The following is a 12,229-nucleotide window of genomic DNA, read 5'->3' on the forward strand; positions in this document are numbered from 1 at the left end:
TATGGATTTAATTAGAATTTTAAAAGCACAACTGGCCTTTGGTACTCATGCATTGCTTAATAAAGCAGATGCAGTGATTGAAAGTGGCGAGCGTGTGTGTGTTGTAGGTCGAAATGGTGCTGGTAAGTCAACGTTATTAAAAGTACTCGATGGTGAGGTTTTATTAGATGATGGCGAAATAAACCAGCTTGGCGGTATAAGAATTTCTCGTTTAGAACAAGATCCACCAAAAGGCGCAAGCGGCACTGTATTTGATTATGTTGCTCAAGGTATGCCTGAAATTGCCAACTTACTGATTGATTTTCATCATGTGAGTACAGAGCTACAAACCGTATGTACCGATAAGTTATTAAATAAACTTGAGCGTTTATCAAACCAATTAGAAGCGGTTGATGGCTGGCGTTTTGACAGTCGCATTCAAGTTGTTTTAACCCAATTAGAGTTAACACCTGATGCTAAGCTTGAGTCACTTTCAGGTGGTTGGTTACGTAAAGTTGCACTTGCTCGTGCACTGGTTAGTGAGCCAGACTTATTATTACTCGATGAGCCTACTAACCACTTAGATATGGCAAGTGTTATGTGGCTTGAGCAATTTTTAAAAGAATTTAAAGGCGGCATTGTATTTATATCGCATGACCGTGCCTTTATTCGTGCTGTTGCAACGCGTATTTTAGATTTAGACCGTGGTAAATTAATATCATACCCTGGCGACTATGCTACTTATTTAGAGCAAAAAGCCCACGACTTAAAAGTTGAAGAAAGCCAAAATGCTTTATTTGATAAGCGTTTAGCCGAAGAAGAAACGTGGATACGCCAAGGTGTTAAAGCACGAAGAACCCGTAATGAAGGGCGCGTACGTGAACTTAAGCAACTACGTAACGAGCGTAAACAACGTGTTGACCAAGTAGGTAAAACAGACTTTAATATTGAAACCGCAGATCGTTCGGGTAAATTGGTATTTGAAGCTAAGCATCTTTGTCATGCATTTAAAGATAAAGTGATTGCAGATGATTTTTCAACCTTGGTTATGCGCGGCGATCGTATTGGTTTAGTTGGTCCTAATGGCATTGGTAAAACAACGTTATTAAAATTAATGTTTGGTAGCCTAGCCCCAGATAGCGGTGAAACTAAGCAAGGTGTTAATTTAGAATTTGCTTACTTTGACCAATACCGTGAAAAATTAGATGAAGAAGCAACAGTACAAGACAACGTTGCTGAAGGTAAGCAAGAAGTAATGATGGGTGGTCGCTCGCGCCATGTATTAGGTTACTTACAAGACTTTTTGTTCCCGCCAGCACGTGCCCGTACACCAGTTAAAGCGCTTTCGGGTGGTGAAAAAAACCGCTTGTTATTGGCGAAACTGTTTTTAAAACCGTCAAACATATTGGTACTCGATGAGCCAACTAATGATTTGGATATAGAAACATTAGAGCTTTTGGAAGATATTATTAACCAGTATCAAGGCACAGTATTAATAGTAAGCCATGACCGTGAGTTTATTGATAATACCTGCTCTAGTGTTTGGGCATTTGAAGGTAATGGCAAGATTACTGATATTGTTGGCGGCTACAGTGATTACGAAGCCTATGTTAATTACTTAGCAGAGCAACAAAAAAATCAACCACAGCAAGCAACTAAAAAAGTTGAAAAAGCACCTGCTGCGCCAGTAGTTAAAGCAGAGGCTAAAGGTAATAAACTCTCTTACAAATTAAAACTTGAATTAGAGCAACTGCCTAATAAAATGGAACAACTCGAAGCCGATGTTGAAATTCAACAAGCCATAGTTAGTGATGTTGATTTTTTTAAGCAAGACAGTGATATAACGGCTAAGGCATTGAACCATTTGGCAAAACTTGAGTCAGACCTTGAGGCCGCGTTTTCGCGCTGGGAAGAACTTGAAGAATTAAAAAATCAGTAGTAAGGACTAAAATGAAATATAAATTACTCGCTGCCAGTATTTTAGCAACAATGAGTACTTCAGCATTAAGTGCGACTTATCAATTAACGGAATTGGGTGCACTTGAAGGCGCGAAATATTCTTATGTTACCGATGTAAGTGAAAGTGGTCATATTATAGGTATAGCTAATGGCTTATATAATTTACCTGTAGATATTGAGCATATTGATTTTTCACTGAGTTTAATTCAAAACGCTTACACTAATGAAGTTAATGCATTTGAGCTTAGTGATAAAGAGATTACTTTTACGTTAGAAGACATAGAAAAAAACAATGCTGTAGCAACAAATGCAGATGCGCATAGCTTCATGATTCGTTTTTTAGCTAATGTGTCGGCTAATTATCAGTTTCAAAAGTTAAGCTCACTAACGGCAATAAAATATGATAGCGGCGCTGCTGTTGAGCAAACTTTGTTTGATATAAACACGCCTGATTACCCAGGCGTTACCCGCTCTGTGACTAACTTTTACAACGCTGTTGCAGAAGATGGCACTACAGTTGGGTGGGGCAGTGCTCCATTTGATAAAATAGAGTTTACTATAGAGGACGAAACTGATCCTACATCGTGGTTTACTCGTGACTTTATAGAGCGCGGTATTATTATATCTGAAAGCGGTATGGAAGTTCCTTTGGTACCCCAATTTAGTGAATATGGTGGTACTAGCCAAGCCTCTGATATTGTAAAAACCGCAGATGGTTATATTGTTGTTGGTAATATGTCACTTGGTATACCGCAAACGCGTCAAACCAATATTACTGATAACTGTGATGATAAATATCAGCCATTTTCAACCTGTATTGAAGTTATTAATAATCAAACAACCCGTGGGATATTTAATAAGCAAGCAACTAAATGGACGCTTGATAACGCATTTAATATCACGTCTACCGAGGTACTAGGTTTAGCCTTTACTCCTTATGAAGACGAAGTTGACTTTGCGTTTATTAGTAATGCATTTGCGGTTAATAAGAACGGTATTGCAGCAGGTGTATCGAACACGCGTTATTATGATAAAGATACTACTATTATAACCATGCCGGTGTATTTTAAAGATGGCAAAGCGGTTGAATTTATAAATCAACCAGACGGTTGGCAAGGTGGTAAATCTTTAGCAATTAACGATAATAATATTGTGACAGGTTATGCCACAAGACGTGTTGATGGTGCCTTACGTAATAAGTTTTTCTATCATGATATAGCAACAGGTACTACCGTTTATCCAGATAGCTATTTTACGAGCTCAAGCTCATACGGTAACAGTATAAATAATCAAGGTTATATTGTTGGCGAAGGTGAGGTTGGTATTTCTGATAGTTCACGTCGATCAGCTGCGTTCATTTATAAAATAGGTGATGATAAAATCACTAATTTAAATGACTTATTGCCGTGTTACGACATGGACGGTACAAGTAGTTATGGCTATAGCATGAGTGAAGCTAAAGTGATTAACGAAAACAATGAAATATTTGGTGTGGCCACTAAAACTGTTGAAAAGCGTAACTCATTAGGTGAAGTTGTAACCGATGTTAACGGTAAAACTGAATATGAAAGTGTTGCTGTAGCAGTAAAGCTTTCGCCAATACCTAATGGCACGATAGAGGATTGCGCACCACCTGATGCCGAAGTGTATGAGCGTCGCTCTGCAAGCTTCTCTTGGTATGGATTATTATTATTACCACTGATTGCGTTTAGACGAGTATTTAGATTTTAATAGAATTTAAATCGAAAATTTAAGCCGAGAAACTAAAAAAGCCCAAACTTGTTAAGTTGGGCTTTTTTTGTCTATAGTCATTATAACTATTGGCTACTTGTTACGTATTAACCATGCTTTTCTAACTGAACGCCGCCAAACAATATCTATTCCAAAATAGCCGATAATCGCGGCAACTGATGCCGACACCAAGGAGCCAACTAAAAATGCTGGACCAATAGTCGTTAAGCTTTCGATAAACCAAGGCCAGCTTGCTTCAAAGGAAAAATGTTGTTCTGGCTGGTTTAGTACTAGGGTGCCAATAAGATAAGAGCAGTAAAAAATAGGTGGCATGGTAACGGGGTTAGTTATCCACACTAAGGCCACTGAAATGGGCAGGTTTACCCTAAACACTATAGCGGTTGCTGCAGCTAGGACCATTTGAAAAGGAACAGGGATGAACGCAAAAAATAACCCGACAGCAAATGCACCACGCGCAGAGCGTCTATTTAAATGCCAAAGGTTTGCGTCTTGTAACAAACGGCCAAATATTTTAAGTGATTTGTGATGCCTAATTTTATTTGGATCGGGTAAAAATCGTTGGATCGTTTTTTTAGCCATTTAAAGCAACCATTTACATCAATGTGGATTAGTCTTGGATTTGTGTGCGGAAGTATTGCAACCGTATTTTATTTTCAAACCCTCGAATTTATACTCATCACAATTTCAATCCTAATTGCGAGCGCTTATTTTAAGCCGTTTTCAAATGTTTTGTTAGGCTTTATTTGCGCTATTTTTGCTATCTTAGTGCATTTCACACTTTTTTACTCGTTTGAGCTACCAGCGCAGGGTGAAAAGTATGCATATTCAGTAAAGTTGGTTGTTGAAGACGTTGTATCAGCTAATGCTCCGCAATATATAAAAGCAAAAATTATTAAGCTTGATGAGCAAGATTACGCTTATTTTACTGCCCCCAGTGCTATGTTAAGTGTTGATTCAGCGCAAATATTAGAAGTAGGCGCAACCTTCAGTGCTCACGCACATTTAAAAAACTTTAGAAGCACAAAAAATTTTACTGTTTTTGACAATCAACTTTATGCATTTACACAAAAAATATTTTTTAAAGGCAAAGTACTCAATAAAAATTTAATTATTACAGATACAAAAAGAAACCAACACGTTATAGCTTATCGCCACTATATTAAACACATATTTAAAGAGTCTAAGCTTAACTGGCTTTATTATACGCTGCTGACGGGCGACAAGTCCTTAATGAACTTTGAACAAAAGCTGACCATGCAAACGCTGGGGTTAAGCCATTTACTGGCAATTTCTGGGTTGCATATTTCGTTAGTTTTTGGCTTTGCTTTTTTTGTAACACGCTCACTTGTAAGCCACGCCAGAATTAGAATAAAACAAACAATTAACCTTGCAACTTGTTATAGCTTAATGGGCTTTATAGCGGCTTTTGTTTATGTATATTTAAGCGATTTTATTGTCTCTGCGACCCGGGCTTTAATAATGTTAGGGTGCTACTTATTATTGTATTACCTAGCTAAACAATCGCTACGTTGGCGCAGTATTTTATACGCCTTGGTTTTAGTTTTAATGATTAACCCTTTTAATGTATTAAATCCTGGTTTGTATTTTTCATTTTTAGCTGTGGTTATCATCTTTATTGTTATTACAAAAGTACCCTTTAAGGGAGCCTCTGTTATCGCTAAAGTAGGCATGTTATGTGCTATACAAGGGGCACTATTTATAGGCTTATTGCCTTTGTCGTTATACTTTTTTAATGGTGTGAGTTTGGCAGGGTTAGTCTTGAACTTAATCGCTATTCCGTTGCTCGCCTTTATCATTATGCCATTATTATTAGTGGTTGCGATATTGAGCAGTGTTATTGATATGAGCCTGATAGTGTCGTTATTTGACCCCGTATTGTATTTTTTGTATCAACAATTAATGGCAATACCGCCAGGCTGGCGTTGGTTTAATGTAGGAACAATTACTTTAGATATAGTAATGTTTAGTTATGTAACCATGCTACTACTGTATTTAGTGAAATTTAAATGGCTTGCTTGTATCCCGTTAAGTGTATTGCTGGTTGATAGTTACTTTACTTCCAAAAGTGATTGGCAAGTAAACATATTTGATGTTGGCCATGGTTTGATGGTGTTGTTAGAAAAAGATAACAATGCATTAATTTATGATTTTGGCCCTAGTTATTTTAACCGCTTTAGCCGTACACGTAGTATTTTACTGCCGTATATAAAAGCTAATAACCTGAATGTTGCGACCGCTATTTTAAGCCATCAAGATAACGACCATGCAGGAGGAGTTAAACATTTTATTGAGGCAGGCTTTGAATCGACTCTCAGTACTTTTCATCCAAATGGTATACCGAGTTTATGTAAAACCATGACTATGGATTTTTATGGGCTTAAAATACAAACGTTTAGTTCAATTACTTTTAACAATAACAACGATGACTCCTGCGTAGTTAAAATTAGTAGCGCGCAACACAGTGTACTTTTTACTGGTGATATTTCTAAGCAACGAGAGCACGCACTAATTGCCGCAGGATATAATTTAGCAAGCAATGTATTAATAAGCCCGCATCATGGTAGTGGCACTTCATCAAGTAGTGAGTTTATTGCGGCTGTTAACCCTAAAGTTGTGGTGCATTCGAGTGCTTACAAAGGGCAATGGCATTTTCCTAATGATGAAGTGGTTGCGCGGTTTAACAAAATTGGCGCTGCGCAATATATTACTGGGCAGCAAGGACAAATTAGAATTAAATTTTATAGTACTAATCTGCATGTTGAAACGGCCAGAGAGCGTGAAAGTTATTGGTTTATTAAAGATTGACGTTTTGTTTTAGCCTCCCTGAGGATACAATAGGGGCTGTAACTGTATAAAGAGAGTGTTATGGATCAAAGTACTACACAAATTTATAAACGTCTTATTTCTTACGTTGGTGCGTACAGAACAGTCGCCATCGTCGCTATTATTGGCATGATAGGGTATTCAGGTATGGATGCTTTATTTATTCAGCTTATGAAGCCGTTTATTGACGAAGGTCTTAATGAGCGCAATGCTGATGTACTAAAATATGCACCATTTGTAGTTATTGCCTTGGTAATAGGGCGTGGTGTATTTAACTTTATGTCGTCTTATTGTTTGAGTTATGTAGGCTCACAAGTTGTACGCTCGCTGCGCCAAGAGTTGTTTGAACATATTCTACATTTACCGGTATCGTTTCATGATAAAAATTCCACCGGCGATCTTATTTCCAAAATAACCTTTGATACCGAACAAGTACAACAAGCTATTACCAAGGCATTATTAATTGTAGTGCGTGAAGGCGCTTTTGTGGTGTTTTTACTCGCAGTTATGTTTTATACCAGTTGGCAATTATCGCTGATATTTTTAGTTATTATTCCTTTAGTTGCTGTCATAGTCACTGTGGTGTCAAAGCGCTTTAGACACATTTCTAAAAGTATTCAATCAGCTATGGGGCAAGTTACTCGTAGCTCAGAGCAAATGCTAAGCGGTCATAAAGTGATCCATGGTTTTGGTGGCCAAAATCAAGAAATAGATCAGTTTTCAAAAGTAAATAATCATAATCGTCAGCAACGAATTAAAATGGACGCAACTAAAGCCTTGAGTGTATCAATCATTCAAGTATTGGCTGCCAGCGCTATGGCGGTTATTTTATGGGTTGTGTCAATGCCTTCGATGATTGACACCATAAGCTCAGGCGACTTTGTAGTATTAATTTCATCAATGATGATGTTACTTCGCCCGCTTAAACAGCTAGCTAATGTAAACAGTGATATGCAGCGAGGAGTTTCAGCCGCGCAAAGTGTGTTTTTAATACTCGACGAGGAAGTAGAAAAAGACACAGGTACTGTAAGCGTAGATAAAGTAAAAGGCTTGATTGAAGTTAAAAATGTCACCTTTAAATACCCAACTAAAGATGAGCCGGTATTAAACAATTTATCGTTAACGATTAAAGCGGGTGAAAGCATTGCTTTAGTTGGGCGTTCGGGCTCAGGTAAATCTACTATTTCTAACCTATTGCCACGTTATTATGATTTAGAAGCGCCGAGTGAAATTTTACTCGATGGCATTGCACTGCATGATTATAAGCTAACCGATTTACGTCGTCAGTTTGCGCTAGTGTCGCAACAAGTGGTGTTATTTAACGACTCCATTACCAATAATATTTGTTACGGTTTACAGCGTGAAATATCGCAGCAAGAACTGGAAAAAGTAGCCAAGCAAGCGCATGTATGGGAGTTTGTAAAAGACTTACCAGAGCAGCTAAATACTATGGTTGGCGAAAATGGGGTAATGCTCTCTGGTGGTCAACGCCAACGTATTGCTATTGCTCGTGCAATATTAAAAGATGCGCCTATTTTAATCCTTGATGAAGCAACATCTGCGCTCGATACCGAATCAGAAAAACTAATTCAGCAAGCACTCGAGGCATTAATGAAAGACAAAACCTCGATTGTAATTGCGCATCGCTTATCAACGATTGAAAATAGCGACCGAATTTATGTTATAGATAATGGCAGTGTTATTGAAAGTGGCGATCATTTAAGTTTACTGGCAAATAATGGCACTTATTCAGCATTATGCAAAATGCAATTTGGTGAGCAAGGGTGAGCAAAATTGAACAAAGCTGGTATCAGCCTGTCAGTTTAATTACTATATTATTACTGCCTTTAGCTGCACTGTTTTGGCTAATATCAACATTACGTAAATGGCTTTATACATGCGGTATACTAACGCAATTTAGTAGCAAAACACCTGTAATTGTAGTGGGTAATATTAGTGTTGGCGGCAATGGTAAAACGCCATTTGTACTGTGGCTACACGCTCATTTAACTCAGCAAGGTTTATCTGTAGGTATTATTAGCCGAGGCTACGGCGGGCATGCTAAGCAATATCCATTGCTTGTTGATCATAACAGTACTACGCTTGAGGCGGGCGATGAACCGATACTTTTATATCATCGTTTGCAGTGCCCCATAGCGGTTGGCCCAAACAGACAACAAAATATAGAATTACTTGAACAAACCTCTGCTATTGATGTAATTATATCTGACGATGGCATGCAACATTATAAAATGGCACGTAGTATTGAATGCTGTATTGTTGATAGTGCACGTCAATTTGGCAACGGTTTGTTAATGCCAGCAGGCCCGCTTCGCGAAACTAAAAAGCGTTTAAAGAGCGTTGATTTAGTGATAGAAAATGGCGGCAACAACCCACAACGTTATAATTTGCAGCCTGCAGCTTTAAAATCTGTGCTCAATAATAGTACGCTAACAGAGCCTATATTAACAGCCCACGCTGTGAGTGCTATTGGTAATCCGCTGCGTTTTGAGCAGTCATTACAAGCACAAGGCATTACCTTAGTATCAACCCATCATTATCGAGACCATTATGCATACACTGCTGATGATTTTACTCAGTTTGGTGATGAAAATGTGTTAATGACCGAAAAAGATGCTGTAAAGTGTAGTGCTTTTGCAAAACAAAATTGGTATTACTTACCAGTGGATGCTCAACCTACCGATAGCGTTATAAACAAATTAAATTCATTATTAAAAGATAAAGGGATCCTCAATGGCCTTTGATACAAAATTACTCGAAATTATCGCCTGCCCAGTATGTAAGGGTAAATTACGTTTTGATAAAGAAAACAGCGAACTAATAAGTACAGCCGCTAAGTTGGCGTATCCGGTTATCGATGACATTCCAGTATTGCTTGAAAATGAAGCGCGTGAATTGTCACTTGATGAGGTACAAAAGTGGAATTCGTAGTTGTTATTCCTGCGCGTTACGCTTCTAGCCGTTTACCAGGCAAACCACTAGCCGATATTTGTGGTAAGCCAATGATCCAGCATGTTTACGAAAAAGCCTGTTTATCGGGTGCGAGTAAAGTTGTTATTGCGACCGATCATCAAAAAGTATTTGATGCTGTGAGTACCTTTACAAGTGATGTATTAATGACGCGTGAAGATCATCAGTCAGGCACGGAACGTTTAGCAGAGGTTGTTGATTTACTTAAGCTTGATAACAACACTATTGTAGTTAATGTGCAAGGTGATGAGCCATTATTGGCACCAGAAAATGTATCTCAAGTTGCCACGTTATTAAATGAATCAACTGCACCTATGGCCACTTTAAGTGTAGCGATAGAAGAGCAAGAAGACGTTTTTAATCCTAATGCAGTTAAAGTCGTTAGCGATATTAATAAAAATGCATTGTATTTTTCGCGTGCCAGTATTCCGTTTGATCGTAGCGCCATGATGGGCGAGCAGAGCACGCTGGATTTAACGCCGTTTCAACGCCATGTGGGTATTTATGCCTACCGAGCTGGTTTTATTAAGCAATATATTGAGCTAAGTGTGTCGCCGCTAGAGCAGCTAGAATCACTAGAACAATTACGTGTGCTTTACCATGGCTACAATATTAAAATAGAGCAAGCGCATATTACTCCACAAGCGGGTGTCGATACGCCAGAAGATTTAGCTAAAGTAATTAGCTATTTGCAAAGTAAACACGCGTGAGCATTACGAATAAAGCCTATTTAAAAGTTGTGCATAGTCATAGAGACTTTTATATTTTAGCAAAACCTGCAGGGCTGAATTTTCATTCAGAAGACGCCGCAGGTTTTGTGGTATTAGCAGAGCAGCAATTAAATGAAAAACTCTTTGCAGTACACCGCCTCGATAAAGTGACCTCAGGCTTGCTTATTTTAGCGCGCAATAAACTCGCCGCCGCTAAATTTACGCAAATGTTTACTGAGCACACAATTAATAAGTTTTACTTGGCTATTAGCGACGCCAAGCCTAAAAAAAAGCAGGGTTGGATAAAAGGCGATATGGCAAAATCACGCCGTGGTACTTTTAAGTTACTTACAACAACAGCTAATCCTGCTATTAGTCGTTTTTATTCTGTAAGTTATAAACCCGGTTTTAGGGGGTATATTTTAAAACCTTACTCAGGTAAAACGCACCAATTAAGAGTAGCGCTAAAAAGTATAGGCGCACCTATATTAGGTGATACCTCTTATGCAGGTGCGCATAGCGCACGTACTTACTTGCATGCATTTGCGCTTGATTTCTTATGGAATGAGCAGCAAATACAATTTACTCTTTTACCCGATAATGGGGATGAGTTTACACAATTAATTAAACATCAAGATTTTCAAGCATGGAAAACACCATGGCAACTGGATTGGTAAATGACTGAAAAAGTAACAGACATACGTTTTGGCGGGATCAAACGTTTATACGGACAACGACAGTTTGACTGGTTACAGCAGGCACATTTTTGTGTTGTTGGCATTGGTGGTGTTGGTAGTTGGGCCGCAGAAGCATTGGCGCGCACTGGGGTTGGCAAATTAACCCTAATAGATTTAGATGATATTTGTGCCACTAATGTAAATAGACAAATACACGCACTTACCGGCACCATTGGCCAAGCTAAAGTGGAGGCGATGAAAGCGCGTTGTGAGTTAATTAACCCACAATGTGAAGTGCAGGTGATTGATGACTTTATTACTTTAGATAACATTCATGAGCATATTCAGGGCTTTGATTATGTTATTGATTGTATTGACGCAGTGAAAGAAAAAGCGGCATTAATTGCGCATTGTAAACGCAATAAACTAGCTGTAATTACTACCGGCGGCGCAGGTGGGCAAACTGATCCGGGGCAAATTACGTTTGGCGATGTGGCTAAAACTACCCAAGATCCACTCTTAGCTAAAGTGCGTTATATTTTACGCAAGCAATATAATTTTAGTAATAACCCTAAGCGTAAGTTTAATATTGATTGTGTATATTCAACAGAGCAGCTGGTATACCCAGGCAGTGATGGCAGTGTTTGCCATGCTAAGCAAAATGCCGATGGTAGTATGAATATGGATTGTAATAATGGCTTTGGCTCAGTGACTATGATCACCGGCAGCTTTGGCTTTTTTGTAGCTGCAAAAGCCGTTCGTAAATATTTAGATAAAAAACAGCGTTTACTTAGTTCCCAAGCATAACGCTGCTTATAATTTAACCTGATCTTGGGTTAATTTAACTTATTTTTTGTTTAGCCATGGTTTGAATCGTCTCTACCATGGCTTTAATACCATTCCCTCTAGATGGACTTAAGTGGCTAATTAACCCTAGTTTTTCAAACTCTTGATAGGCGTTTATCTCCAGTACTTGCTCTGGGGTAAGGCCATTGTATAGCGCTAATATTAAGGCAAGTAAGCCCTTTACAATACGGGTATCAGAATCACCTATCACCACGAGTGTATTTTCGGTTAAATCAAACTCCACAAATAGCCACACTTTACTTTCGCAGCCAGGAACTAATGCGCTGTCTATTTTCAAAACGTCAGCAAGTACTGGTAATGTTTTACCAAGTAACATTATTTCTCGGTATTTTTGCTGCCATGCAGGTGCATTTTTTATCCCTTGGGCTGCTTTTATTAAGCGACAATTACGGTGGCCGGTCTAGCGACAATTATCTTGGCCGGTTGATCTGATAAGGTTCGGTACAGCAG

11 protein-coding genes are annotated in these 12,229 nt (G+C 38.5%); 9 read left to right on the forward strand and 2 right to left on the reverse strand.

Features of this window, described 5'->3' with window-relative positions; translation table 11 throughout:
* The first annotated feature begins 1 nt into the window (after window position 1).
* Together uup and AAEZ22_RS15595 are read left to right on the forward strand one after the other, a co-directional pair.
* Window positions 2-1,918, forward strand: coding sequence for an ATP-binding cassette ATPase Uup (gene uup, locus AAEZ22_RS15590; RefSeq protein WP_011328343.1), 1,917 nt, complete (start codon window positions 2-4; stop codon window positions 1,916-1,918).
* An 11-nt stretch (window positions 1,919-1,929) separates the two neighbouring features.
* Window positions 1,930-3,669: a DUF3466 family protein gene (locus AAEZ22_RS15595; RefSeq protein WP_182676626.1), complete on the forward strand. Its 1,740-nt coding sequence runs from the start codon at window positions 1,930-1,932 to the stop codon at window positions 3,667-3,669.
* Window positions 3,670-3,762: 93 nt separating this feature from the next.
* Here the strand turns inward: AAEZ22_RS15595 and AAEZ22_RS15600 are convergent, their stop codons facing one another.
* Entirely contained in the window at window positions 3,763-4,269 is a 507-nt protein-coding gene (locus tag AAEZ22_RS15600; protein WP_011328341.1) for a DUF2062 domain-containing protein, read from the reverse strand.
* Here AAEZ22_RS15600 and AAEZ22_RS15605 point away from each other — a divergent pair.
* The 7 genes from AAEZ22_RS15605 to tcdA are packed head-to-tail and all read left to right on the forward strand — an operon-like array spanning window position 4,249 to window position 11,719.
* A complete protein-coding gene (locus AAEZ22_RS15605; RefSeq protein WP_182676628.1) occupies window positions 4,249-6,516 on the forward strand; it encodes a DNA internalization-related competence protein ComEC/Rec2 in 2,268 nt (755 codons plus the stop codon). The genes AAEZ22_RS15600 and AAEZ22_RS15605 overlap by 21 nt on opposite strands.
* Before the next feature lie 60 nt (window positions 6,517-6,576).
* Window positions 6,577-8,322 carry a lipid A export permease/ATP-binding protein MsbA gene (gene msbA, locus AAEZ22_RS15610; RefSeq protein ID WP_182676630.1) on the forward strand — a complete coding sequence of 582 codons (1,746 nt, stop codon included), beginning with the start codon at window positions 6,577-6,579 and terminating at the stop codon, window positions 8,320-8,322.
* Window positions 8,319-9,299, forward strand: coding sequence for a tetraacyldisaccharide 4'-kinase (lpxK, locus tag AAEZ22_RS15615; RefSeq protein ID WP_011328338.1), 981 nt, complete (start codon window positions 8,319-8,321; stop codon window positions 9,297-9,299). The genes msbA and lpxK overlap by 4 nt, the downstream gene beginning before the upstream one ends.
* Window positions 9,289-9,486, forward strand: coding sequence for a Trm112 family protein (locus AAEZ22_RS15620; protein WP_011328337.1), 198 nt, complete (start codon window positions 9,289-9,291; stop codon window positions 9,484-9,486). Before lpxK ends, AAEZ22_RS15620 begins: the two co-directional genes overlap by 11 nt.
* Complete coding sequence (gene kdsB / locus AAEZ22_RS15625; protein ID WP_011328336.1) at window positions 9,474-10,235, forward strand: 3-deoxy-manno-octulosonate cytidylyltransferase; 762 nt, start codon at window positions 9,474-9,476, stop codon at window positions 10,233-10,235. The genes AAEZ22_RS15620 and kdsB overlap by 13 nt, the downstream gene beginning before the upstream one ends.
* Complete coding sequence (locus AAEZ22_RS15630) at window positions 10,232-10,912, forward strand: TIGR01621 family pseudouridine synthase (RefSeq protein ID WP_179807014.1); 681 nt, start codon at window positions 10,232-10,234, stop codon at window positions 10,910-10,912. Before kdsB ends, AAEZ22_RS15630 begins: the two co-directional genes overlap by 4 nt.
* The gene (gene tcdA, locus AAEZ22_RS15635; protein WP_179807015.1) at window positions 10,913-11,719 is read left to right on the forward strand and encodes a tRNA cyclic N6-threonylcarbamoyladenosine(37) synthase TcdA; all 807 of its coding nucleotides are present in this window, start codon (window positions 10,913-10,915) and stop codon (window positions 11,717-11,719) included.
* A 34-nt stretch (window positions 11,720-11,753) separates the two neighbouring features.
* On the opposite strand, the gene AAEZ22_RS15640 is transcribed toward tcdA, so the two are convergent.
* Window positions 11,754-12,155 (reverse strand): SufE family protein, encoded by a 402-nt coding sequence (locus AAEZ22_RS15640; protein ID WP_352297945.1) that lies wholly within the window; start codon window positions 12,153-12,155, stop codon window positions 11,754-11,756.
* Window positions 12,156-12,229 lie beyond the last annotated feature (74 nt).

The sequence above is a fragment of the Pseudoalteromonas sp. 20-MNA-CIBAN-0454 genome, from assembly GCF_040308685.1.
In the GTDB taxonomy this organism is placed as follows: Bacteria; Pseudomonadota; Gammaproteobacteria; order Enterobacterales; family Alteromonadaceae; genus Pseudoalteromonas; species Pseudoalteromonas nigrifaciens.